This is a genomic window from Pantoea dispersa (assembly GCF_019890955.1).
Lineage (GTDB): Bacteria > Pseudomonadota > Gammaproteobacteria > Enterobacterales > Enterobacteriaceae > Pantoea > Pantoea dispersa.
Genome location: NZ_CP082346.1, coordinates 798,987 through 825,973, shown reverse-complemented (window position 1 = coordinate 825,973; position 26,987 = coordinate 798,987). Strand labels below are relative to the sequence as shown.

Annotated in this window: 11 protein-coding genes; 1 reads left to right on the top strand and 10 read right to left on the bottom strand. The window is 60.8% G+C overall.

All coding sequences use genetic code 11. The annotated features are described in order from the left end of the window. Positions 1 to 71: 71 nt before the first annotated feature. The 4 genes from fbaA to tkt form a co-directional block, all read right to left on the bottom strand. A complete protein-coding gene (fbaA, locus tag K7H94_RS03800) occupies positions 72 to 1,151 on the bottom strand; it encodes a class II fructose-bisphosphate aldolase (protein ID WP_058757103.1) in 1,080 nt (359 codons plus the stop codon). Between the two features lie 104 nt (positions 1,152 to 1,255). Then, a complete protein-coding gene (pgk, locus tag K7H94_RS03795) occupies positions 1,256 to 2,419 on the bottom strand; it encodes a phosphoglycerate kinase (RefSeq protein ID WP_021506648.1) in 1,164 nt (387 codons plus the stop codon). 51 nt (positions 2,420 to 2,470) lie between these two features. Beyond that, positions 2,471 to 3,490, bottom strand: coding sequence for an erythrose-4-phosphate dehydrogenase (gene epd, locus K7H94_RS03790; protein ID WP_058757104.1), 1,020 nt, complete (start codon positions 3,488 to 3,490; stop codon positions 2,471 to 2,473). 398 nt (positions 3,491 to 3,888) lie between these two features. Continuing rightward, the gene (gene tkt / locus K7H94_RS03785; protein WP_058757105.1) at positions 3,889 to 5,880 is read right to left on the bottom strand and encodes a transketolase; all 1,992 of its coding nucleotides are present in this window, start codon (positions 5,878 to 5,880) and stop codon (positions 3,889 to 3,891) included. Positions 5,881 to 6,153: 273 nt separating this feature from the next. On the opposite strand from tkt, the gene loiP reads away from it, so the two are divergent. Continuing rightward, positions 6,154 to 6,909, top strand: coding sequence for a metalloprotease LoiP (gene loiP / locus K7H94_RS03780; protein ID WP_021506645.1), 756 nt, complete (start codon positions 6,154 to 6,156; stop codon positions 6,907 to 6,909). A gap of 137 nt (positions 6,910 to 7,046) precedes the next feature. Here loiP and speB read toward each other — a convergent pair whose 3' ends face one another. The 6 genes from speB to K7H94_RS03750 all read right to left on the bottom strand — a co-directional run bounded on the left by speB (position 7,047) and on the right by K7H94_RS03750 (position 26,906). Beyond that, positions 7,047 to 7,967 (bottom strand): agmatinase, encoded by a 921-nt coding sequence (speB, locus tag K7H94_RS03775; RefSeq protein WP_021506644.1) that lies wholly within the window; start codon positions 7,965 to 7,967, stop codon positions 7,047 to 7,049. Between the two features lie 133 nt (positions 7,968 to 8,100). After that, positions 8,101 to 9,324 (bottom strand): HlyD family type I secretion periplasmic adaptor subunit, encoded by a 1,224-nt coding sequence (locus K7H94_RS03770; RefSeq protein WP_369974314.1) that lies wholly within the window; start codon positions 9,322 to 9,324, stop codon positions 8,101 to 8,103. Further along, the gene (locus tag K7H94_RS03765) at positions 9,324 to 11,507 is read right to left on the bottom strand and encodes a type I secretion system permease/ATPase (protein ID WP_021506642.1); all 2,184 of its coding nucleotides are present in this window, start codon (positions 11,505 to 11,507) and stop codon (positions 9,324 to 9,326) included. The genes K7H94_RS03770 and K7H94_RS03765 overlap by 1 nt, the downstream gene beginning before the upstream one ends. After that, positions 11,504 to 12,955, bottom strand: coding sequence for a TolC family outer membrane protein (locus tag K7H94_RS03760; RefSeq protein ID WP_222951676.1), 1,452 nt, complete (start codon positions 12,953 to 12,955; stop codon positions 11,504 to 11,506). The genes K7H94_RS03765 and K7H94_RS03760 overlap by 4 nt, the downstream gene beginning before the upstream one ends. A 71-nt stretch (positions 12,956 to 13,026) precedes the next feature. Further along, complete coding sequence (locus K7H94_RS03755; RefSeq protein ID WP_222951675.1) at positions 13,027 to 26,010, bottom strand: Ig-like domain-containing protein; 12,984 nt, start codon at positions 26,008 to 26,010, stop codon at positions 13,027 to 13,029. A gap of 200 nt (positions 26,011 to 26,210) precedes the next feature. Continuing rightward, the gene (locus K7H94_RS03750) at positions 26,211 to 26,906 is read right to left on the bottom strand and encodes an EAL domain-containing protein (protein WP_058757107.1); all 696 of its coding nucleotides are present in this window, start codon (positions 26,904 to 26,906) and stop codon (positions 26,211 to 26,213) included. Between the last annotated feature and the right edge of the window lie 81 nt (positions 26,907 to 26,987).

The following is a 26,987-nucleotide window of genomic DNA, read 5'->3' as shown; positions in this document are numbered from 1 at the left end:
TAAACCGGGATTTCCAGACGGGACGCATAAAAAAAGGCCCTTTCGGGCCTTTTTTGTACGGTAAGCAAAAATTACAGTACGTCGACAGCGTTCAGCTCTTTGAAAGCCTGCTCTAAGCGCACAACCATGGAAGATTGTGCCGCACGCAGCCAGACGCGTGGGTCGTAGTATTTTTTGTTCGGGCTGTCAGCACCGTTCGGGTTGCCAAGCTGACCCTGCAGGTACGCTTCGTTGGTTTTGTAGTACTGCAGGATGCCGTCCCAGGTTGCCCACTGGGTATCGGTATCGATGTTCATCTTGATCACGCCGTAGCTGATAGACTCTTCGATTTCTGCAGCAGAAGAACCAGAACCGCCGTGGAACACGAAGTCCAGCGCGTTGTGCGGCAGGCCGTGTTTCTCTGAAACGTATTTCTGCGAATCACGCAGAATGGTTGGTGTCAGTTTCACGTTGCCTGGCTTGTACACGCCGTGCACGTTACCGAAGGACGCAGCGATGGTGAAACGCGGGCTGATTTTGCTCAGCTCGGTGTAAGCGTAATCTACGTCTTCTGGCTGAGTGTACAGTGCAGAAGCGTCCATGTGGCTGTTGTCCACGCCATCTTCTTCACCACCGGTGCAGCCCAGTTCGATTTCCAGCGTCATATCCAGTTTCGCCATGCGCGCCAGATATTTAGAAGAAATCTCGATGTTCTCTTCCAGTGACTCTTCAGACAGGTCGATCATGTGTGAAGAGAACAGAGGCTTACCGGTTTTTTTGAAGTGCTCTTCGCCAGCATCCAGCAGGCCGTCGATCCACGGCAGCAGTTTCTTCGCACAGTGGTCGGTGTGCAGGATTACTGGCACGCCGTACTGTTCAGCCATCAGATGCACATGGTGTGCACCAGCGATTGCGCCGAAAATCGCAGCGCCCTGTGGTTTGTCGGTTTTGAAACCTTTACCGGCGATGAAGGCAGCACCACCGTTGGAGAACTGAACGATGACCGGCGCTTTAACTTTAGCCGCAGCTTCCAGTACCGCGTTGATGGAATCCGTGCCGACGCAGTTAACGGCTGGCAGAGCGAATTTGTTTTCTTTCGCTACTTTGAAGATTTTCTGAACGTCATCACCAGTGACAACGCCGGGTTTTACGAAATCAAAAATTTTAGACATGGTTGTGTCCTGTTTCGTTTATCGTCCACTCCCCAATGGGAATGCGATCTGTTCGCCCACAGCGGGCAAGCCTTCAGACAGCGCCGAAGCGCTGCCCCCAAAAATTACTGCTTCGCGCGCTCTTCCAGCATGGCTACTGCCGGCAGTTTTTTGCCTTCCACGAACTCGAGGAACGCACCGCCACCGGTAGAGATGTAGGAGATTTTGTCCTCGATACCGAACAGGTCGATAGCCGCCAGGGTATCACCGCCGCCGGCAACAGAGAACGCGTCGCTGTCTGCGATAGCGTTGGCAACGATTTCGGTGCCCTTACGGAAGTTCGGGAACTCAAACACGCCAACCGGACCGTTCCACAGAATGGTTTTTGCGTCTTTCAGCAGTTTCGCCATGTTCTGTGCGGTTTCGTCACCGAAGTCCATAATTTCTTCGTTATCCGCTACTTCGGAAACCTTTTTCACGGTTGCCGGGGCAGTTTCGGAGAATTCCGTGCCGACGCGTGAATCGGTCGGTACCGGAATGCCGTACTGGTCGCGCAGGCCTTTAGCGGCCTCAACGAAGTCTGGCTCGTACAGCGATTTGCCAACGTTGTTGTCGATCGCCACGAAGGTGTTAGCGATACCGCCACCGACAATCACGGTGTCAGCGATTTTCACCAGCGACTGCAGCACGTCGAATTTGGTCGACACTTTAGAACCACCTACCACGGCGACCAGTGGACGCTGTGGATTGCTCATCACTTTGCCCAGCGCTTCCAGTTCGGCAGACAGCAGCGGGCCGGCACAGGCGATAGGGGCGAATTTGCCCACGCCGTGAGTGGACGCCTGCGCGCGGTGCGCGGTGCCGAATGCATCCATGACGAACACGTCACACAGCGCGGCATATTTCTTCGACAGGGTTTCGTCGTCTTTTTTCTCGCCTTTGTTGAAGCGAACGTTTTCCAGCACCACCAGTTCACCCGCGCCCACTTCAACGCCGTCGAGGTAGTCTTTCGCCAGGGTCACGTTAGTGCCGTTCAGTTTTTCTTTCAGGTAGTTAACAACCGGCAGGAGGGAGAACTCTTCGTTGTATTCACCTTCGGTCGGGCGCCCCAGGTGAGAGGTAACCATCACTTTCGCGCCCTGTTTCAACGCCGCTTCGATGGTAGGCAGAGAAGCACGAATACGTGCATCTGACGTCACTTTCCCCTCTTTCACTGGTACGTTGAGATCGGCACGGATCAGAACGCGTTTACCAGCAAGATCCAGATCGGTCATCTTAATTACAGACATGGTGAACCCTCTCGTTGATTCTCATAAGTTTTGCCAGACGCAGTCCGCGTCTTACCTGAAACCGCTTGCGGCCATTGCTAACGTGGTGTCAATCATGCGGTTAGCAAAGCCCCATTCGTTGTCACACCAGACCAGGGTTTTGATCAGGTGGTGACCGCTGACCCGCGTTTGCGTGCCGTCCACTATGGCACTGTGCGGATCGTGGTTAAAATCTACTGAGACTAACGGTAATTCCGTATAGTCAACTATACCACGAAATGCCCCCTCTGACGCGTTTTGCAGCAACGCGTTGACCTCACACGCCTTCACCGCCTGGCGCACCGAAACGCTCAGATCAATGGCGGTCACGTTGATTGTCGGCACGCGCACCGCGATAGCCTCGAAGCGATCGTTAAATTTCGGAAAAATACGGGTAATGCCAGCGGCAAGACGCGTATCGACCGGAATGATCGACTGACTGGCGGCACGGGTACGGCGCAGGTCGCTGTGATACGCGTCAATCACCTGCTGATCGTGCATCGCCGAGTGAATGGTGGTCACGGTGCCCGACTCAATGCCAAAGGCGTCATCCAGCAGCTTGATCACCGGAATAATGCAGTTGGTGGTGCAGGATGCGTTGGAGACAATGCGGTCAGTTTGTTTAAGAGCCTGTTCGTTAACGCCGAACACTACGGTGGCATCCAAATCGTTGCCGCCGGGATGCGAGAACAACACTTTCTTCGCGCCAGCCTGCAGATGCGCTTCACCATCGTCGCGGCTGCCGTACACGCCGGTGCAGTCCAGCACGATATCGACATTCAGCTCGCGCCACGGCAACGCGGCAATCTCCGCCTGATGCAGGATACGGATGGTATCGTCACCAACCCACAGCTGCTCGCGCTCCTGGCGTACGTCAAAGGCAAAGCGGCCGTGGCTGGTGTCGTACTTCAGCAGATGCGCCATGCCAGCTGCTTCCGCCAGTTCGTTAATCGCCACTACGGTGATTTCCGCCCGGCGACCGGTTTCATACAGCGCACGCAACACGTTGCGCCCGATACGACCAAAACCATTTATTGCGATACGAATGGTCATCTCACTTCCTGCAGCCACACCTGAAAAAACGTGCCAAATACCTTGAGCGTTTCGCTGCGTTTTGTACAGGGAATTCTTGCCCGGTTACGGTTGCTGACGGAGAGCACACGGCTGCAACTGAAACGGTTCAGCGAGAATAAAGCATGGAAGGAATAACAGGAATGATTGCGATCAACTGTGCTGCTGATTATTCGATCTGCGTCACAAATTCAGGCAATGACAATTATTACTGCAGGAATAATTGAACCGTTTCAGGTTCAGGCGATAACAGGACCGTCGGTCTGCACATCGGTGTCGCGGCGCAATTTATTGCGCGTGGTTAAGCATGAGGATGGCAACAGAAATGCGCGATGAATCGCGCCGCTACAACGCGCAGCGGCGCGACGGAATACGCGAAATTACAGAATCGATTTCGCGGTTTTCACCACGTTGGCCACAGTGAAGCCGAACTCTTCGAACAGCTTCTCAGCTGGCGCTGACTCACCGAAGGTGGTCATGCCAACGATGGCACCGTGCAGGCCGGTGTATTTGAACCAGTAATCCGCAATACCGGCTTCGATAGCAACGCGTGCGCCAACTGCTTTCGGCAGCACCGACTCACGATAAGCCGCATCCTGCTTATCAAACGCATCGGTAGACGGCATGGACACCACGCGCACCTTACGACCTTCCGCGCTCAGCTGCTCGTAAGCGCCAACCGCCAGCTCAACTTCAGAACCGGTCGCGATCAGAATCAGCTCCGGCGTGCCGTCGCAATCTTTCAGCACGTAACCACCGCGCGCCACGTTAGCCAGCTGCTCAGCGCTACGATCCTGCTGCGCCAGGTTCTGACGCGAGAAGATCAGGGCTGATGGGCCGTCAACGCGCTCGATAGCGTATTTCCACGCCACCGCAGATTCCACCTGGTCACACGGACGCCACAGGCTCATGTTCGGGGTGGTGCGCAGGCTGGCCATCTGCTCAACCGGCTGGTGCGTCGGGCCATCTTCACCCAGACCGATAGAGTCGTGGGTATAAACCATCACCTGACGGATTTTCATCAGCGCCGCCATACGTGCCGCGTTACGCGCGTACTCGACGAACATCAGGAAAGTTGCGGTGTACGGCAGGAAGCCACCGTGCAGCGCAATACCGTTGGCGATGGCAGTCATACCAAACTCACGCACGCCGTAATGAATGTAGTTGCCTGCGGCATCTTCATTGATCGGCTTCGAGCCAGACCACATGGTCAGGTTGCTTGGCGCCAGGTCAGCCGAGCCGCCCAGATATTCTGGCAGCAGCTTACCGAAAGCTTCGATGGCATTCTGCGACGCTTTACGGCTGGCGATTTTTGCCGGATTAGCCTGCAGCTGCTCGATGAACTTCTGCGATTCCGCCTGCCAGTTGGCTGGCAGCTCATTGTTCACGCGGCGTTTGAACTCTGTGGCCAGTTCCGGATGCGCAGCGGCGTAAGCAGCAAACTTCTCGTCCCAGGCTTTCTCTTTCGCCTGGCCGGCTTCTTTGGCATCCCACTGTGCGTAGATTTCAGAAGGAATTTCAAATGGCGCGTAGTTCCAGCCCAGCTGTTTACGGGTCAGCGCGATTTCGTCGTCACCCAGCGGGGCACCGTGCGAATCGTGCGTACCGGCTTTGTTCGGGGAACCGAAACCGATGATGGTTTTGCACATCAGCAACGATGGCTTGTCGGTGACCGCTTTGGCTTCTTCCACCGCTTTCTTGATCGCGTCGGCGTCATGACCGTCCACGCCACGCACCACGTGCCAGCCGTAGGCTTCGAAGCGTTTGGCGGTGTCGTCGGTGAACCAGCCATCCACGTGACCGTCGATAGAGATGCCGTTGTCGTCATAGAACGCTACCAGCTTGCCGAGCTTCAGGGTACCGGCGATGGAGCACACTTCGTGTGAGATGCCTTCCATCATGCAGCCGTCGCCCATGAACACGTAAGTGTGATGGTCTACGATGTCATGGCCCGGACGGTTGAACTGCGCCGCCAGCGTGCGCTCAGCAATGGCGAAGCCCACGGCGTTCGCGATGCCCTGACCCAGTGGGCCGGTGGTGGTTTCTACGCCTGCGGTGTAGCCGTATTCCGGGTGACCTGGGGTTTTAGAGTGCAGCTGACGGAAGTTCTGCAGCTCGCTCATCGGCAGGTCATAGCCGGTGAGGTGCAGCAGGCTGTAAATCAGCATCGAGCCGTGGCCGTTGGACAGCACGAAACGGTCGCGATCTGCCCACAGCGGGTTAGTTGGATTGTGGTTCAGGAAATCACGCCACAGCACTTCAGCGATATCGGCCATGCCCATTGGGGCACCCGGATGTCCCGATTTCGCTTTCTGTACTGCATCCATACTTAACGCGCGAATGGCGTTGGCAAGCTCTTTACGAGAGGGCATCTTCTACTCCAGGTCGGATTAATGCTCCGCCACGCTTAACTGATTGTAATTAATGAGTTATAAGGCGAAGCGAGAAAAAAGTCGCACATCAATGTACATGAAAATCGGGGCAAAAGTACATGTATCAGGATGCTAAATCTGCGGTTCAGGGTTGCATTTCGGGGCCTGTCTGCTAGCCAATCCGCCCCTGGCACGCTATAACCAATGCGTTTAAACACCTGCGTGGTTTTTCAGGTGTTTGTTTTCTCTACTTGTTACTCAAAGGATGCTGATATGAAAATTCGCGCCATGGTTGTCGCGCTGGGAATGGTTTCGCTGCTGAGCGGCTGCGAAGGAATGGATAATAACGCACTGTTGCAGTCTGGCGCGCAGGCGTTTCAGGCTTACTCACTGAATGATGCCCAGGTTAAAGAGCTGAGCGATCAGTCATGTGCGCAGATGGATAAAGAGAACCAGCTGGCGCCGGCCAACAGCAGCTATCAGCAGCGGCTGAACAAAATCGCCGCCGCGCTGGGCGATAACATCAACGGCGTACCGGCCAACTACAAGGTGTATCTGACCAAAGACGTCAACGCCTGGGCGATGGCCAATGGCTGTATCCGCGTTTATAGCGGTCTGATGGATATGATGAGCGACAACGAAGTGGAAGGCGTGCTCGGCCATGAAATGGGCCACGTCGCGCTAGGCCATACGCGCAAAGCGATGCAGGTGGCTTTCGCGACCACGGCGGCACGCAACGCTGCGGCGTCGGTGGGTGGCGTGATCGGTTCGCTGTCGCAGTCACAGCTGGGCGAGATGGGCGAGAAGTTGGTTAACGCGCAGTTCTCACAGACCCAGGAGTCGCAGGCGGATGACTATTCGTACGATCTGCTGAAGAAGCGCGGCATTAATCCGCTTGGTCTGGCGACCAGCTTCGAGAAGCTGGCGAAGCTGGATCAGGGCCGTCAGAGCTCAATGTTTGACTCGCATCCGGATTCTGAGTCGCGCGCGCAGCATATTCGCGACCGCATCGCGGCGGATGGTAAGTAGTCGCCGCTCTTCCCCTCACCCCAGCCCTCTCCCGCACGCGGGAGAGGGAGCACTCCGTGCTGTTCTCACGGCCCGCTCGATCGGTTCCCTCTCCTGGGGGAGAGGGTCAGGGTGAGGGCAGCCGTCCGCACTGCTGCTTAACCTTTATTCGCCGCCTGCACGTGCAGCATATCCAGCGCCAGCGTGGCAGCGGCCAGTGAGGTCAGGTCGGCGTGATCGTAGCCCGGTGCCACTTCCACCAGATCCATCCCCACAATGTTCATACCCTGCAGGCCGCGAATCAGCTTGGTGGCTTTATCGCTGGTCAGGCCGCCAATCACTGGCGTACCGGTGCCTGGCGCGTGGGCCGGATCGAGGCAGTCGATATCAAATGTCAGGTACACCGGCAGATCGCCCACGGTGCGCTTCACTTCGGCCAGAATGTCGTCCACGCTGCGGTCATTAACCTGCGCGGCGTCCAGTACGTTGAAGCCCAGGCTCTTATCGAACTCAGTACGGATACCAATCTGCACCGAATGCTGCGGATCGATCAGCCCTTCCTGCGGCGCAGTGTAGAACATAGTGCCGTGGTCAAAAGTCGGGCCGTTGGAGTAGGTATCGGTATGCGCATCGAAGTGCACCAGCGCCATCTTGCCGAAGTGTTTGGCGTGCGCGCGCAGCAGCGGCAGTGTGACATAGTGATCACCGCCAAAAGTCAGCATGCGCTTACCGTTCGCCAGCAGCTTCTCCGCGTGCGCCTGCAGCTTATCGGACAGATCCTGTGAATCGCCGAAGGCGTACACCAGATCGCCACAGTCCACCACGTTGAGGCGCTGACGCAGATCGAAATCCCACGGCCAGCGGCAGCCTTCCCACGCCAGGTTAGTGGAGATCTGACGGATCGCACCCGGCCCTAAACGGCTGCCCGGCCGGCCTGACGTTGCGGCATCAAACGGCACACCGGTAATCACCCACTCGGCGTCGCTGTCGTAAGGCTGGAAGTTCAGCGGAAAGCGCATGAAACCGAAGGCGTTAGAAACCAGGGAGTTGTCGTACTGATTGCCCAGCGTGTTGTACATAACGAGTCCTCTTAAATCCTTAAATCGGTTAGCCAGTTAAGGTATAGATGAAAAAAATCCCCTCCGCGTCGTTAGGCCCGACGAGGAAGGGATTGATGGGCGTGATTATCGCCGAGATTGCCGCGCATCGCAATTAGCGCTCGCGCATCGCCTCTTTGGCCTTGTTAAACGGTTTGACCAGATAATCCATGATGCTCTTCTCGCCGGTTTTGATATCCACGGTGGATACCATGCCCGGGCTGATGGCAAAGCGCCGGCCAGCCTTGTTCTGCACATAGTCGTTATCAGTACGAATAAACACGCGGTAGTAGTAAATCTCCGGTTTGACTTCGTCCTGGATGGTATCCGGCGAAATGCTTTCCACCACGCCGTTCAGGCCGCCGTAGATGGCGTAATCGTAAGCGGAGATTTTTACCACCGCGCGCTGTCCGGGATGGATAAAAGCAATATCGCGCGGCGACAGGCGCGCTTCAATCAGCAGCCGATCGTTCATCGGTACGATGTTCATCAACTCACCGTTGGGCGGAATCACCCCGCCCACCGTCGAGACTTTGATGTTTTTCACGATGCCGCGCATCGGCGCGCGGATGGTCAGACGCGTTACGGTATCTTCGCGTCCTTTAATCACCTGCGCCAGGCTGTCGGCTTCGGCGCTGGCCTTCGCCAGCTCTTCGCGCGCCTGCACGTAATACTGCGAGCGCATATCGGTGAGCTTCAGCTCCAGGTCGGACTTATCGCGCTGTAAGCGCAGCACTTCCACGCTGCTGGCGGCACCGGTTTTCGCCAGCCGCTGGGTGATCGCCAGTTCGCGATTAGCCAGCGCCAGCGACTCCTTAAACTGCCGGGTTGCATCATTGAGCTGGGCGCGTTTGGTGTTATACAGCCGGGTTTCCGCCGCGATAAGATCCGGGTAGCCCTTCAGCTCGGCGGGAAACGTGAGCGGATCATCGTTCACTTCCGCACGCAGGCGCGAGGCCGCTGCCAGCGCGGCCCGGTAGCGCGCCGCGCTCTCGCCGACGCTGGACTGCGAGCGTGTGGCATCCAGTTTCGCCACGATCTGCCCGGCCTGCACGCGATCGCCCTCATGCACGTACAGTTCCGTGAGAATGCCGCCCTCCAGCGACTGCAGCACCTGCTCGCGCGAACTGGGGATCACCTTCCCGGTGCCGGTTGAGACCTCATCCAGCATGCCAAACCACGCCCACACCAGCGCCACCACGATCAGCGCGGTGCTGATGACGATCAGCCGCACTGCGCCGGTGTAGTGGCTTTCCGATTTCAGTTCACCGAGCAGATCGTCGGACGAATCCACCTCCGCGGCGGTCACCAGCCGCAGTTTTGCCGGCAATTGTTTCATCATGCCTGTCCCTCCCCCGCTGCTCCGCTGGCGCGCGGTGCCGGCAGCGCGTTCTCTTTCGGGCTGTCCATTACCAGCTGCCCCTCTTTCAGCACCAGTATGCGATCCACCAGCGACAGAATCGCCGCGCGGTGCGTCGCCACGATCAGCGTGCGGCCATTCAGCCAGGCACCCAGCCGCTCAATAAAATCCTTCTCAGTATGATCGTCGAGCGAAGCGGTCGGCTCATCCAGCAACACGATATTAGGATCGCGCAGCAGCATGCGCGCCAGCAGCAGCGACTGGCGCTGGCCGCCGGACAGCCCGACGCCGCCCTCCATTACCGGATGATCAAGCCCGAGCGGCAGACGGCGAATAAAATCGGCCCCGCCACTGACCGTCAGCGCGGCAAAAATCGCTTCGTCGGTGGCGTGCGCCGCGCCCATGGTGAGGTTTTCCCGCAGCGTACCGTGGAACAGCCGCGCGTTTTGCGTCAGCAGCCCGACGTTGCGCCGCACGTCCGCGACATCAATATGCGGCAGGCTGAGGTTGTCCAGCCGCAGCTCGCCGCCCACCAGATCCATGCCGCCGGCCATCGCCTGCAGCAGCGTGGATTTGCCAGAGCCGTTGCGCCCCAGCACGGCGATGCGCTCACCCGGCTTGATGGTCAGCGTCTTGATGCGCAGCGCCACCGTCAGCGAATCGCTGTAGTAGCGGAACATGGCATCGGTGAACTGATAGTGGCCAAACAGCACCGGACAGTGAATGCGCGTTTCGTCTTTACTGTTCTCCACCGGCAGATTCATCAGCGCATCAAGGCTGCTCTTCGCCGCTTTTACCTGCTGCCAGCGCGCCAGCACGCCACACAGCGTCGCCATCGGCGCAATCATGCGCGAAGACAGCAGCGACGCGGCGACAATCGCCCCGGTGGTGATATCGCCGTTGATCACCATCGGCGCCCCGACCACGATCACGCTGGCGTACACCAGTCCCTGAATGGTGACGCCCCAGCTGATCAGCGCATGCATCACTTTGCGCATCTCGACGCCCGACTGCGCGGTGATGCGGATATAGCTGTTCCACTGCTGCAGAAAGCGATCCTCCGCCTGCATCAGCTTAATATCTTCCAGCCCCTGCACGCTCTCCACCAGCACCGCGTTGCGCAGCGTCGACTCTTTCAGATTTTGCTGCGCCAGCTTCGCCAGTTTTTTCTGGCTCAGCACGCCGGGCAGGATCATCAGCAGCACCGCCACCGGCGCGATCCACGCCAGCTGCGGCGCGATGATCGCCATCACCAGCATAAACAGCAGGAAGAACGGCATATCGACGATCGCCGTCACCGTGGTCGACGTCACCATTTCGCGCACCGCCTCCAGCTCGCGCAGCTGCGAGATAAAGGTACCGGTCGATCGCGGCACCGCACTGTTACGCAGCCGCAGCGCGTGGCCGAACACGCGATCGGAGACGCGCATATCGGCGCGCTTGCCGAGCAGATCGGTGACGTGATCGCGACCGACGCGCAGAATATAGGTGAACACCACCGAGAGGATCACCCCGATATACAGCACGTACAGCGTGGGGTACGACTGCGCCGGGATCACCCGATCGTACACCTGCATCGAGAAGATGATGCCAACCAGCGCCAGCAGGTTGATCAGGAACGATCCCAGCATCACGTAGCCGTAAGGACGCATGTCGTGCAGCACCAGACGACGCAGCCAGTCGGGCCTGACCGTGGCGAGATAGCGATCGACACGGCTATCTTTGGCGGCCGTCACCGGACGCAGCGCCGCGGCGTAGCGGATCTGCGGCAGCAGCGTGTTCAGCGCGATCGGCGCCGGTTGTTCATCGCCGGCCAGGTGCACGCGCACCGTGTCATCGCCATCAAAGCTGGTGATGACGCCGACCTGGCCGTCGCTCAGTTCCACCGCCAGCGGCAAGCGCCAGCTGCTGATCTCCCACTGATGCTCTTCATACAGCTGCAGCGACAGCCCGGCCTGACGCGCCAGATGGCGCAGCGCTTTATCACGTGACTGTTTGCCCTGCCATTCGCTGGCAGCCATGATCATGCCCGGCGAGCACGGCAGGCGATAATGGGTCGCGATGAGAATAATGGCGGTGGCCCAGCCGTGCAGCGGCACCTCGCCACCGGCGGCGCTGGCGGGATTGCCATTGGGGGCGTCCGGAATCTGTAATTGCGTCATGGCTGGATCTCCACGGACTGGATGCGCTGGTTATTCAGCGCAAACGCTGACCGCATCTGCCCGGTGCTGTATAAGCAGTCGAGCTGCAGTGAACGTAACTGACTGATGGTTTGCTGCATGGCGAAGCGCGTCTGAAACACTTCCTGTTCGGCGTTGAGCACGTCCAGCAGCGGACGGGTGCCGAGCTGCAGATACTGGTCCTGATACAGCTGCTGCGTCTTCTCGCCCAGCGTCTGCTGACGCGACATGATCGCCAGGCTCTGCGACAGGCTCAGCGCTTCGGTTTGCGATTCGCTGAGCTGCTGCTGCGCTTTGAGGCGCGCCGAGTTCAACGCCGCATTGGCCGCCTGCAGCGCGCTGGCCGCCGCATCGCGCGCCGCGGTAATGCCGCCGCCCTGATACAGCGGCATCTCAACTTTGACGAACGCGGAATACTGGGTGCGGTCGAGCGTTTCGCTGCCGGAATAGTGATTGTTGAGGTAATGCGTGACCTGCGGTTCCAGCGAAATAGTGGGTAAATTCTGCGCGTTGGCGTTATCCAGTTTAGCCTGCGCCTGCCGCGCCTGCGCCCATGCCGCCAGCACCGCCGGATTGGATTTGTCGTCGGCTTTGCCCACCGCGCAGGCGCGCGTCAGGCTGGGCGGAAACGCATCGCTGACCTTTTTCACCAGTGGCCAGCCGAGATAGCTGGCCAGCGTGGCACGCCAGCGGTTGAGGCTGGCCTGATACTGGGTCAGCGTGGTGCGCGCGCCTTCGATACGCGCGTCGGTCTGGGTGGCGTCCGAGAGCGATGCCGCCCCCTCTTCATTGCGCTGACGCGCCAGATCGCCAATCTTACTCAGCGCCGTCAGCTGATCCTGGGCGATCTTCACCAGCTGCTGATAGCCCTGCACCTGTACCAGCGCGGCGGCGGTGTCGTGCGCGACGGTATCAATACTCACCAGCACGCTGGCCTGCTCCTGCGCCACTCCGGCTTCGGCGGAGCGCACCGAACTGCTGACTTTACCAAAGTCATACAGCATCTGCGAAACCGACAGCACAAATGACGGGCTGAAGCCTTTCTCGCTGTAGGCGTTGCTGTAGCCGTTGTTCATGCCGGCGCTGATTTGCGGATAGTATTTGGCCTGCGCCACATCGACCTGGCTGGCCTGCTCCAGCATTTTGCCAATTGCCTGGGCGATGTCCGGATGCCACTGGATGGCGCGCTGTACGGCCTGGTTAAGGGTTAAGGTGTCCGGCACGTTAGCCAGCGCGGGTTCGGCCACCTGACCGGTTAAGGAGGGAAGATCCTGCTGCTGCGCCAGACCGGCTGAGGTTATGCGCCCCGCCTGCGTCACGGCATCACTGGCAGCCATAAGATGAGAACTGTGAAAAAACACAATGCCAGCACACAGGGCGCTGAGCTTACAGGTACGGCGAGTTGTTGCGCCTGATTGCATCAGATCCATCGATTGTTCACCAGTAAAAGAGAGAAAGGGGCACCTCCCTGTGCCCGTTATGCTTCCCTGCGTTACACCCACTAAGCCGTGTGGTTTTGATGCGGTTGCTGCAGCAACTCCTCCAGTGAGACGTTTACGCCTTCCAGGGTAATCAGCTGCGTACTGCTGTACCCCGTGCCGCTGCCGTCACGGTCAATTGACAACACCGTATTGCCGTCCGCGGTATGATCCACTTTCACAAAATCATTGATATTACTGGTGGAATCATTCCAGCCGATCAGCAGACTGCTGACGTCGATCTTGTCACCCTGCGCGACGCTGAAGTCGGTCCAGGTGTCGTGACCGTTGCCGCCGGTGGCATCTGCGCTGCTCAGCAGGTGGTAAACCAGCGTATCTGCGCCGGCACCGCTGGTAATGGTGTCGTCGTAGGCGCTGCTGGTGAGGCTGTCAGCCGCGGCGCTGCCCGTGATGGTCGGGTGAAGCTCAATGGTAAAGGTGTTGCTGGTGATGGTGCCGTCGGACGACGCAAGGGTGTAGGTAAACACCTCCTTATGCGTGATGTTCTGGATATTCACATCCGCGTTCAGGGTATAGGTATAGCTACCGTTGGCGGCGATGGTCAGTACACCAAAGTCCCCGGCCACCGCCGTGCTGCCCACGCTGCTCACGGTGGTGAGATCGCCGTGCTCATTGAGGATGCTCAGCGTGCCGCTGTGGCTGACATTGCTGTCTCCCCAGATGCTGCCGCTGGCATCATGCTCGCTGCTGGTGGTGGTTTCCGCCGCCAGACTGGTGGTGGCGAACAGCGCGGTGGCCGCACCGTTATGCAACGTCACCGTCAGCGTCGCCGAGGTCACTGCACCGCTGGCATCCCGCACCGAGTAGGTGAAGGTGTCTGCGGATGGCAGGGTATCGATATCCAGCCCGGCCTTCAGCGTGTAGGTGTAGTTACCCTTCGCATCAATGGTCAGCGTACCGTAGGTGGTGTTGATCACCGTATTGCCGCTGGACGCCACCGCGCTGCTGCCCACGGACGCCACCGCCGTGCCGGACGGAATCGTCCCGGCGATGGAGCTGGTGTCGTTGGTCAGCAGGTTACCGGTGACCGTCGCGGCGGTGGTGACCGCCAGCGTGGTGAAATCCGACACCGTGCTTACCGTGGTGGTTGGCAACACGCTAATGTTGGTGGTGGCTGCGACCACCACCGCATAGTTGCCGGTCCCCAGTCCGGTGTAGGTGACGTTTGCCCCTTTCAGCGTACCGATCGTCAGCAGCGCGTTAATGTAGTTGGTCTTAATACTGATCAACTGCCACGAGCCGTTCGCCTGCTGTTCGTACAGGTTTAACGAATAGTTGGCGGCCACGCCGAGACTGGTCACCGAACCGTTGAGCGTCACGGTACGGCTGTCATCGTTACCCACGCTGAACAGGTAAGCATTACCGTTGTTCAGTACGCTGGCATTGAGCACCGTACCCAGCCCCACGGTCAGCAGCGCGGTGTGCGACGAGTTGACCGTACCGTTGTTCACCGTTGCCTGCGTACTGGTGTAATCCACCTCGTTGCTGTCGTTGGTCGCCACGATGCGAATCGCACCGGTCAGCGAGGCCCCCGGCGAGACGTTACCGGCGCGATCCGTCTGAATCACCGAGAGCGGCGCACCGGTGATTTGCGCGGTGGTGAGCGTCACCGACCAGTTGCCGCCGCTGCCGACCGTGGTGGTGCCGAGCGCGTTGCCGCTGGCATCGCGCACCGTCACCGTGGCTCCGACTTCACCGCTACCGGTGACAAGGGTACCGGCGCTGTTGATCGCCAGCCCGCTTACCGCCGCCGGAGGCAGGGTATCGACATTCACCGTCGCCGTGATGTTGCCGGTGCTGACGTTACCCGCCGCATCGGTCACCGTGGTGCTCAGCGTGTGCGCGCCGTTCGCCAGCGTGGCGGTGGTGAAGCTCCAGCTGCCATCACTCCCCGCGGTCACAGAACCAATGGCGCTGGCACCGTCGTAGATGGTGACCACCGCACCCGCTTCCGTGGTGCCGCGCAGCGTTGGCGTGGTATCGCGCGTAAAGGCGCCGTTCGCCAGCGTCACCGGCGTACCGCTGATGTCATCAATGATGGTCAGCGTACTGGCGACCGGCACCACGGTATCGACGATCAGCGTGGTCGACACCTGCGGGCTGACGTTGCCCGCCGGGTCGGTCTGCGTCACGTTCAGCGTGTGGCTGCCGTTGCTCAGCGCGTTGCCCACCACGAAGCTCCAGCTGCCGTTGCTGCCCACCGTGGTGGTGCCCAGCAATGTAGTGCCGTCGTACACCGTGATGCGCGCGCCCGCCTCGCCGTTGCCGCTCAGCAGCGGCGTGCTGTCGTTGGTGACGCCATTATTCGGAATGGTCACCGCCGTGCTGCCGTTGTTGTTGAGCGCCAGCAGATTGGTGATGGCCGCCGGTGCCGTGGTATCGATGATCACCGTGGCCGCGGTGGTGCCGCTGACGTTACCTGCGGCATCCGTTACCGTCACCGTGATCGGGTGCGGACCGGCGCTCAGCGCCGCCAGAGGCGTGAAGCTCCAGCTGCCGTCCGCCTGCACAATCGCCGTGCCCAGTGCCAGGCCGTTGTCCAGAATGGTGACGCGTGCCCCGGCCTCCGCCGCGCTGACGCTGCCGCGCAGCGTTGGCGTGGTGTCGTTGGTCGCGCCGCCGTTGACGATGGTGGCACCGGTCGCATCATTAATAATGGTGAGACTGGTGTTCGCTGGCGCCACCGTATCCACGGTGAGGTTAATCACCTCGGAACGGGGACTGACGTTGCCCGCGCTGTCGGTCACCGTCACGCTCAGTGCGTGGGCGGCATTGCTCAGCGTCGGCGAGACGAAGCTCCAGCTGCCGCTGGCGTTAGCCTGCACCGTTCCGAGCAGCGTGTTGCCATCGTAAACCGTTACAATCGCGTTCGCTTCCGCCGTGCCCTGCAGCGTCGGCGTGCTGTCGTTGGTGACTCCGTTATTGACGATAGCCACACCGGTGACGTCGTTGGTCAGCGTCAGCCCGGTTGCCGCCAGCGGCGGTGCGGTGTCGACGGTCAGCGCAAGGGACGCTGCGGGACCGGTATTGCCTGCCGCATCGGTGGCCGTCACGCTGAAGGAGTGTAAACCGTCAGACAAGGTGCCAGTGACGAAGCTCCAGCTGCCGTTGCTGGCGGCGGTTACCGAACCCAGCACCGTATCACCATCGCGGATGGTCACGATGCTGTTGGCTTCCGCCGTGCCGCTCAGGCGTGGCGTGCTGTCATTAGTGACGCCACCCGCCGCAATCGCCACCGGCGTGCTGCCGTTGTTGTTCACCGCTGCCAGCCCGGTGATAGCCACTGGCGGCGTGGTGTCGATCACCAGCGTGGCGCTGGTGGTGGCACTGACGTTACCGGCCGCATCGGTGACCGTGACGTTGAGCGTATGAAGCGTTTCGCTCAGCGCCGTGGCTGGCGTCAGCGTCCAGTTGCCGTCACTGCCCACCTGCACGGAGCCGACCAGCGTAGTGCCATCCAGCACGGTGACAATGCTGCCCGCCTCCGCCCGGCCGCTCAGCACCGGCGTGGTATCGCTGGTGACGCCGCCATTCGGGATGACGCTGCCGCTGACGTCGTTGGTGACCACCAGCGTGGCCGCGCCCGGCGCAACGGTATCGACGGTGATAGTCACCGGCGTGGTGCGCGGGCCGGTATTGCCCGCCGCATCGGTGACCGCCACGCTCAGCGCATGCGCGCCGTTACCCAGCGTCGGTGAGACAAAGCTCCATGCGCCGCTGCCGTTCACGAGCGCCGTGCCCAGCAGCGTATTGCCGTCATAAACGCTAACCGTGGTGTTGGCCTCGGCGCTGCCGCTCAGCGTTGGCGTGGTGTCGTTAGTCGCGCCGCCAGCCGGTATGCTGACGCCGGTCACATCGTTAGTGATGGTCAGGTTGGTGGCCACCAGCGGTGGCGTCGCATCAACGATCAGCGTCACGCTGAGCGCCTCGCCGGTGTTACCCGCCGCGTCCGTTTCCGTGACGCTGAAAGTATGGCTGCCGTCGCTCAGTGCCGCAGAGGTGTAACTCCAGTTGCCGCTGCTGCCCACCGTCAGCGAGGCCACCACATCGCCATCCAGACGAATGGTTACCACGCTGCCTGCCTCAGCTACACCGCGTAACAGCGGCGTGTTGTCATTAGTGGTATCGCCGTCAGCAATCGTCACCGGCGTGCTGCCGTTGTTGTTGCTGGCCGTGAGCGTCAGATCGTCCGGCGCCAGGGTATCAACGATCACCGTCGCGCTGGTGCTGGTGCTGACGTTGCCCGCCGCATCGGTCACCGAAACGCTCAGAGTGTGCGAACCTTCAATCAGCGCTGTCGCTGGCGTGTAGCTCCAGTTGCCGCCGGACGGCACGGTCAGCGTGGTCAGCACATCACCATTGTTGAGGATGGTGACCGTGCTGCCCGCTTCCGCTACGCCGCTCAGGGTTGGCGTGGCATCGCTGCTGTAGCCGCCGTTAAGCACCGGCTGCGCGGTATCATCGTTGGTGATGACCAGCGTCGAAGCGTTCGGTGCGATGCTGTCCACAGTGAAGCTAAGCGCCGGGGTGCGGTCGCTGCTGTTACCTGCTGCATCGCTGACGCCCACGCTCAGCGCGTGCGTCCCTTCGCTCAATGCAGGCGTGGTCAGCGTCCAGCTTCCCCCTGCGCCCACCACCACCGACGCGATGGCGGTGTTGCCATCGTACACCGTGACCAGGCTGCCCACTTCGGCGCTGCCGCTGAGTACCGGCGTGTTGTCATTGATGACGCTGCCGTCGCTAATCGGCACCGCCGTGCCGCTGCGATCGTTGCTGATCACCACATCAGCGGCCACCGCCGGCTCGGTGGTATCCACGGTGAAGCCGAGGGTCGCCGATGGCGCCCCCTCATCACCGCCGGGGTTTTGCGCGGTGATGTAGTAAGCGTAGCTGCCGTCATCCAGGTCGAGCTCATAGCTCCACTGGCCGTTAGCACCCGCCGTAACGCTGCCGATCACCGTATCCGTGGCATCATCATAGATACGGATGAGTTGACCGGCTTCGGCAGAGCCGCTGAGCGTTGGCGTGGTGTCGCGGGTTACCGCGCCGTCTGCCAGCGTCACCAGCGTCGTGCCCGTGTCGTCAGTGATTTGCAGCGTCGAGGTGGCTGGCGGCAGATCGGCCTGCACGTTAAGGCTGAACGCCGGCGTCGCCGTGCTGACGTTGCCCGCCGCATCGGTCACGGTCACGGTGAAGCTGTGAGGTCCGTTGTTGAGCGCCGCGGTCGTAAAGCTCCAGGCCCCGCCCGAGCCGGCCAGTGCAGTGCCCAGCAGCGTGGTGCCATCGTAGATGCTCACCGTGCTGCCGGCTTCTGCCGTGCCGCTCAGGGTTGGCGTGTTGTCATCAGTCGACGCGCCGTCATCCAGCGGGCCCGTCGTGCCACCCACGTTGTCGGCGACCACCAGGTCAGGAACCGCTGCTGGCGCCAGCGTATCGACGGTGACATTCACCGGACCCACCGGCTCGCTGACGTTGCCAGCGGCATCCACCACCTGCACCGAGAAAGCGTAGCTGCCATCCTGCAGCGCGCTGGTTTCAAAGCGCCATACGCCATTGGCATCGGCCACCACCGAGCCAATCACCGTATCGTCCTGCAGCAGATTGATGATGGCACCGGCCTGCGCCGTTCCGCTCAGTACCGGCGTGGTATCGTTGGTAAAGCTGCCATCCACCAGCGGCAGAGCGGTCGGACCGTTATTGGCGTTGACCTCAAACGACAGCACCGGATCCGGCCCGACGGTGTTAACCGTCACGCCAATGCTCACCGGATCACTGACGTTACCCGCGTTGTCACTGACGACGACCGTCAGCGTGTAGCTGCCGTTATCCAGCGGCAAGGTGTTCAGGCTCCAGTTGCCTTCGCTGTCCACCGTCGCCGACCCCACCAGCACGTTGCCGTTGTACACGTTGACGAGACCACCTGGCTCACCGCTGCCGCTCAGCAGCGGCGTGTTGTCGTTGGTGGCGCCACCGTTGGCGATGGTGACAAGGTTATCCGGATCGTTGTCATTCTGCAGCAGCACGGCGCTGACCGGCTGCGGCGGCGTAGCATCAACCTGAACGGTAAAGCTGGAAGACGGCGCACTGACGTTGCCGAGGCTGTCCGTCACCGTGGCCGTCAGGGTGTGCTGACCATCGGTGAGCACGGGCGACAGGAACACCCATTCGCCGTCCGCATTGGCGGTGGTCGAACCCAGCACCACATTGCCATCGTAAATGGTCACCAGGCTGCCAGCCTCCGCCGTACCGCTCAGGCGTGGCGTGTTGTCATTGGTAAAGGTGCCATCGGGCACCAGTACCAGATCGGTGCCGTTGTCGTTATTCACTTCCAGCGTGGCCTGGGCCGGAGCCTGGCTATCCACGGTAAAGGTAATCGGTGCCGACGCCGGTCCGGTGTTACCGGCCGCATCGGTGACCGTCACCGTCAGGCTGTGCGCCGCGTTGGTGAGGGTTGGCACGTTGAAACTCCACGCGCCGTCACTGCCCGCAATCGCCGTACCAATCGGCGCGCCATTATCCAGAATATTCACCGTGCTACCCGGTTCAGCAACGCCCGCCAGCAGCGGCGTGGTATCGCTGGTGGTCGATCCCGACGGAATATCCACCAGCGCACTGCCGTTGTCATTGGAGAGACTGATTTCCGTCACCTGATCCGGTGCGGTGGCGTCAATCACCAGCTGTGCCGTGACCGGCGCGCTGACATTGCCCGCCGCGTCGCGCGCCACAACGGTTAAGGTGTAGCTGCCGTCACTCAGCGCGCTGGCCGGCGTGAAGCTCCAGCTGCCGCTGCTGCCCACAGTGACGCTGCCCACCGGACCGTCCTGCGAGGTAATCACAATCAGGCTGCCCGGATCGCCGCTGCCGCTCAGCACCGGCGTGTTGTCACTGGTTAAGCCGCCGTTCGGGATGGTGACCGGATCGCCGTTGCCATTGTCGCTGGCGACGCTCAACTGGGTAACCGCCGACGGTGCTACGGTATCGACGGTGATCGCCACGCTGGCGCTCGGTGCGCTGACATTGCCGGCGACGTCGGTGACCGTCACGCTGAGGCTGTGCGAGCCGTCGGTCAGTTCAGGTGAGAAGGTCCATGCGCCATCGTTATCTGCCGTCGCCGTGCCAATCGGCGTCTGTCCGTCATAGACGATGATGGTGCTGTTCGGCTCCGCCGTTCCGCTGAGCAGCGGCGTGCTGTCATTGGTGTTGCTGCCTGAGGTGATTGGCGTGGCCGGATCGACATTGTTGTTCACCAGCAGCAGATCGACGACCGCGTCCGGCGCCGTGGTATCCACGGTAAAGCTAATTGGCGCGGAAGGATCGCTGACGTTACCCGCCGCATCAGTCACCGTTACCGTCAGGCTGTGATCGCCCTCGTCCAGCGTACCGGTAACAAACTGCCAGCTGCCATCGGCGCCCACGGTCACCGAACCGATCGGCGTCGTGCTGTCGCCATCGTAGACAGTGATGATGCTGCCGGCCGTGGCGCTGCCGGAGAGCTGCGGCGTGGTGTCGTTAGTCGCGCCATTGGCGGCAATCGCCACCAGCGTGCTGCCATCGTTATTGCTCAGCACCACATCCACTGGCGCTGCCGGTGGCGTGAGATCGACGGTAAAGGTGTACGGCGCGGACTCCGGCCCGACGTTGCCTGCCGGATCGGTGACACTGGCCGTCAGGCTGTGACTGCCCGCTTCCAGGGCGGTATCTGGCGTGAAGCGCCAGCTGCCGTCATTGCCGGCGGTAGCCGAGCCGATGATCACGCCGTTGTCGCGCACGATCACTACGCTGTCAGGCTCGGCGCTACCGCTCAACACTGGTGTGGTGTCGTTGGTCGCCCCGCCAGAGGCCACCGGTACGGCCGGATCAACCTCATCGTTCACCAGCAGCAGGCCGGTCGGCTCGGCCGGTGCCGTGGTATCCACGGTAAAATCAATTGCCGCGGACGGTGCGCTAACGTTGCCCGCCGGGCTGGTAACCGTCGTGGTCAGGCTATGTTCGCCCTGGCTCAGCGTCGGTACCGCATAGGTCCATGTGCCACCGGCACCCACCAGCACGCTGCCCAGTACCGTGTTGCCATCGAGGATGGTGACGGTACTGCCGGCATCGGCGGTGCCGCTCAGCTGCGGCGTGGTGTCGTTGGTCGCGGTGCCACTGTTAATCGGCTGCGGCGTCTCGCCGTTATCGTTGTTCAGCACGACATCAACGGCGGCAGACGGCGTGGTGAGATCGATTGTGAAATCAAACGCATCAGACGCCGGCCCGCTGTTGCCCGCCGTGTCGGTGACAATGGTGGTCAGGCTATGCGTGCCCGCCTCCAGTGCCGGATCCGGCGTAAAGCTCCAGTTGCCGTTTGCATCGGCCTGCGCCGAGCCAATCACGCTGCCATTGTCGTAAATCGCGACGAGGCTGCCCGGCTCCGCGCTACCGCTGAACAACGGCGTGGTGTCATTAGTGACGCCATCCGCCGCGATCGGCAGCGGCGTTGCGCCCTGATCGTTAACCAGTTGCAAGTCTGCGGCGGGCGCCGGATCGGTGAGATCGATGTTCACCTCCAGCGGAGCAGAAGGTGCGCTGGTATTGCCAGCCGGACTGGTTTCGGTCGCCGTCAGGCTGTGCGGCCCCTCGCTCAGCGCGGTGGCTGGCGTGAAGCTCCAGCTGCCGTCGTCGTTGACGGTGGTGGTGCCCAGCACGGTATTGCCATCCGAGACGGTGATGGTGCTGCCGGCGGTGCCGCTGCCGCTCAGGACCGGCGTGGTGTCGTTAGTGGCACCGCTGGTGATCAGCACCGGCGTGCCGCTCTGATCATCACTGAGCTGTACATTGCCCGGCGCGGCTGGCGTGGTGGTATCGATGGTAAAGCTGAGGGCGGCCGAGGGTTCACTGGTATTGCCAGCGGTATCGGTCACCGTCGCCGTCAGGCTATGGTCGCCCGCTGCCAGCACCGGTGCGGTGAAGCTCCAGCTGCCGTCGTTGCCGACGGTGGCGGTGCCCAGTACCGTATCGCCATCGGAAATGGTCACGGTGCTGCCCGGTTCCGCGCGGCCACTGAGCACCGGCGTGGTGTCATTGGTGAGGCCATTGCTGACCGGCACCGGTGTGCCGCTCTGGTCGTTGCTGAGCAGCAGCTCGCTGGCCACGGCAGGGGCGCTGGTATCGACGATGACAATCACCGCAGTGCTGCCCGGCCCGGTATTGCCCGCCGTGTCGGTAACGGTGGACGTCAGGTTATGTTGCCCTTCGCTCAGCGGATCGGTCGGGGTGAAACTCCAGCTGCCGTCGCTGCCTGCCGTCGCCGTGCCCAGCACCGTATCGCCATCGCTGACGGTCACCGTGCTACCGGGTTCAGCGGTACCGCTCAGGGTTGGCGTGGTGTCATTGGTGCTGCCGCCTGCGGCAACCGGTGTGCCGTCGCCATTGCTGAGCTGCAGATTGCCCGCCGCCGCCGGTGCCTGCGTATCGACGATGACGGTTACCGGTGTTGACGCCGGTCCGGTGTTGCCGGCCGCATCGGTGACGGTGCTGGTCAGGCTATGGCTGCCATCGCTGAGGGGCGGCGTGGTGAAGCTCCAGTTGCCATCGTTGCCCACCGTGGTGCTGCCAATCACCGTACCGCCATCGGAGATAATCACTACACCGCCAGCTTCGCCGCTGCCGCTCAGGGTTGGCGCAGAGACGTTAGTGCTGCCTGTGCCCAGCGGATCGCCGTCATCGTTGGTCAGCTGGATGCCTGTCGGTGCCGCGGGCGCGACGGTGTCGATGGTGATGGTGATTACCGGCGAATCCGTCACCGTGCCGCTGCCGTTATCGGCGCTGGCGCGGAATGCGTAGGTGCCGTCGGCCAGCGCCGCTGGCGTGAAGCTCCACTGTCCGTTGCTGCCCGCGACAACGCTGCCCAAAACCGTGCTGCCGTTGTACAGGGTGACGAGATCGCCCGCCCCGGCCTGGCCGCTGAGAATCGGCGTGCTGTCGGTGGTGCTGTCGTTATTGGCCAGTTCGACCAGCGTGCTGCCGTTATCATCGGTGACAATCAGCAGGCTGCTGGTGGCCGGCACGCCCGCCTCAATGTTGACCGTGAACACCGGCGATGCCGGGCTGACATTGCCGGCCGCGTCAGTCACCGTGGTGGTCAGGCTGTGCTGCCCGTTGGTGAGCGCATCTGGCGTAAAGCTCCAGCTACCGTTGCTGCCGGCGGTAACGCTACCGAGCAGCGTGGTACCGTCATAGATACGCACCACCGCGCCCGCTTCTGCCGAACCGCTCAGAGTTGGCGTGCGATCGTCGGTGGTCTGGCCGGAAGCCAGCGCGCCGGTGGCGCTGCCCGCGTTATCCGTCACCTGCAGGCCGCTGACGGCGGCAGGCGCAATGGTGTCAACGCTAAAGGCGATCGGCGTTGATGCCGGGCTGACGTTGCCGGCGGCATCGGTCACCGTGGTGCTCAGGCTGTGATTGCCCTCGCCCAGCGCTGGCATGGTGAAGCTCCAGCTGCCGTTACTGCCCACGCTGACGCTGCCGAGAACGGTGTTGCCGTCGCGAATCGTGACGATACTGCCGGCTTCCGCCGTGCCGCTCAGCAGCGGTGTCGCATCGTTGATTGCGCTGCCGCCCGTTACCGGCTGTGCGGTACTGCCGGCATCGTTCAGCAGTGCCAGATCGCTGGCTGCCGCCGGTGGCGTGGTATCAACCGTAATGTTCAGGGTGACGGTGTCAATCACATTGCCGTCAACGTCGGTAATGGTGGCGCTGAACGCGTGGCCGCCCTCACTCAGGTTGCTCAGGGCAAAGCTCCACTGCCCATTGCCATCGGCGGTGGTGCTGCCGAGCAGATCGCCGCCGTCAAAGATGCGAACGAGGCTGCCCGCCCGGGTCAGCCCGGCGAGGATCGGGCTGTCGTCATTGGTGACGGCGCCGTTTTGCAGTGAGACAAGGGTATTGCCGCTGTCGCCCACCAGCTCAATGCTGGCGCTGGCTGGCGGCAGCGCAGCGTCCACATTGACCACAAATTCCGCGGTCGCGCTGCTGACGTTGCCCGCCGCATCAGTTTGCGTAACGGTCAGGCTGTGGCTGCCGTTGCTGAGCGCTGGCGTGGTAAAGCTCCAGCTGCCGTTGGCCCCGACAAGGGTATTGCCCAGGAGCGTGCTGCCGTCGTAAATGCTGATCAGCGCACCGGCTTCGCCGCTGCCGCTCAGGGTAGGTGTGTTGTCATCGGTGGTAGCGCCCGACGTCAGCGGGCCCTGGCTGGCACCCACGTTGTCGATCACCTGCAGATCGCCGATCGCCGCCGGTGCGGTGGTATCGACAGTGACCACAATAGCAGTTGACGCCGGACCGGTGTTGCCGGCGCTGTCGGTTACCGTGGTAGTCAGGCTGTGATTGCCGTCGCTGAGCGCTGGCGTGGTGAAGCTCCAGCTGCCGTTACTGCCGACGATAGCCGTGCCGAGCACGACGTTGCCATCGCGTACCGTAACGGTGCTACCGGCCTCTGCCGTGCCGCTCAGCACCAGCGTGTTGTCATTGCTGCTGCCGCCGGCGGCAATCGGCGTCACCGTGCCATTGCTGTCGCCGGTCAGCAGCAGATCGCCTGCCGCACCGGGCGCCACGGTATCAATGGTGACCGTCAGGGTGACGGAGGTGGTGACGTTACCGGCGGCGTCGGTGGCAACCGCGCGGAACGCGTAAGTACCATCTGCCAGCGTGGCGGGAGTGAAGCGCCACTGACCGCTGCCGTCGGCAATAGTACTGCCCAGCAGCGTGGTGCCGTTGTACAGCGTGATGACGGCGTTAGCGCTCGCCAGGCCGCTCAGCACCGGCGTGCTGTCTTTGGTACTGGCGCCATCGCTCAGCGTGCGCAGCGTGGCATCGCTATCGTCGGTAATTTGCAGCGAACTGCTGGTTGACGGCAGGCCCGCCTGAATCGTCACCACAAACGGAGAGGACGCAGCGCTGACGTTGCCGGCAGCGTCCGTCAGCGTCACGGTCAGGCTGTGGCTGCCATTGCTCAGCGTTGGCGTGGTAAAACTCCAGTTGCCGTTCGCGCCCACCAGCGCCGTGCCGAGCAGCGTCTGACCATCGTAAACGCTGACGACAGCGCCCGCTTCACCACGGCCGCTCAGGGTCGGCGTGTTATCATCGCTGCTCGATCCGTTTGGTACCGGCGTGGTGCTGCCGCCGCTGTTGTTGGTCAGGGACACGTCCGTGGCCACTGCCGGTGGCTGCGTATCGACAGTGAAATCAACCGGGCTGGTGGCCGGACTGGTGTTGCCGGCAGCATCGGTGACGGTAACCGTCAGGCTGTGCTGCCCTTCACCCAGGGCGGGTGTCGTGAAGCTCCAGCGGCCATCGGCACCGACGGTGACCGTTCCCAGCAGCGTGGTGCCGTCGTAAATACTGACAATGGTCCCCGCTTCGGCCGTGCCGCTCAGCGTAGGCGTGTTGTCATCGGTGCTGGTGCCGCCCGTGATAGCGCCCTGCACGCTGCCCGCGTTATCCGTGATCAGCAGATCGCTGACCGCCGCTGGTGCCGTGGTATCACCGCCGCCGCCATTGTCGCCGCCGCCGTTATCCCCACCGCCGCCGCCGCCACCGCCGTTGTTACCGGCGATCAGCGCACCGATACCGGCCAGCGCGGCGCCGGCGATACCAAAGGCGGTTAGTGTTCCGTCACCCGTGACGTTTTCCGCTAACAGCCCTTCCGTGCTGTCGATAGAGACAAACTGGAAGCCTTCTGTGCCGGGATCTTCCACCCACCACAGCGCGCCTTTGTCGTCCTGCAGCACCAGATCGCTGTCGCCGTTAGCATCGTAGAATTTATGAATAACAACGACTTCACCGGATTTAGTGGTGACCACTAAATCACTACCATTGCGTGTGAAAGACTTAATATCAGCCTGATTAAGGTTGAGCTTAACCACACTGGGAGCAGTCAAATTAACCTGATTACCGCTCACTTCAGTAGCAATCGTTCCGCCTTTAGGCGTTACAGAGATATTGTTCATTTTATCGATATCCCGCGCAGTTATAAGCTTAATGGCATCCATAAAAACGCCCGGTATCGCCAGACACCGGTATTCTTCGCGAATAATTCAATGAATTACTCACATCCTCTCCAGGCCGGTTTCATCTGCCAGAGGCACAGTGAAAACGCGCTGAGTCGTTATTTGCCGCCCGTGCGAAAAACAGCTCTGTCGAACTTTTTTCAGACTTGCGCCAACAAATCAGTGAGATAGACGCTCTTCCAGTGGTAGCCTTGCATGCCGTAAATTGATTTTTGCGACAGCAAATCAACCTGACGTTGATGTTCAACGCCCTCAATAATCACGCCGCGACATAATTGATTGAGGTGGTCGAGCAGAATGTCGAAAGTGCGATCTTCGCCAAATTGCCAAAAAAAATTTTTATCAATCTTGACGATGTCGAATATTCCGCTATCGAGCATGGTCAGGTTGGAATAACCCGGACCAAAGTCATCGAGCCATAACGGGGCCGGCGTGATTTTGGCTACGCCTTTCAGGATCAGCAGGTCGGCACTATTAAAACGTGCGGTGAAGAAGGCAGAGATTTCCAGCCGTAATCGCGTCAGCGCGGCCAGTTTTCTTTGTATTTCAGCATCTTTAAAAATGCCTGAAACAATATCTCTGTCTACATTAACGCTGATGACCTGCTCAAACCCCGCATGGTAAAGCTGAATAAGTTTTTCGACCTGGTGGAGGAATAACTGCCATTTTTCGTCAGCAGAAAGCCGACTGAAGAACCCTGCATCCCTGTCAGGGTTACGCTTATTATTGGTATCTGCATCATCTGCGAAACGCGTCAACAATTCCCATGCCACCACTTCACCGGAAATAGCGTGAACCGGCTCCAGCATCAGAATGTAGTCGGATTTGCAGCGCATTTTACGATCCTTACACTGGCTGATAGCGCGTTAAACCGTCAGCTTTTCTCATGTGATTCGTAAGGGAAACATCGATAAAAC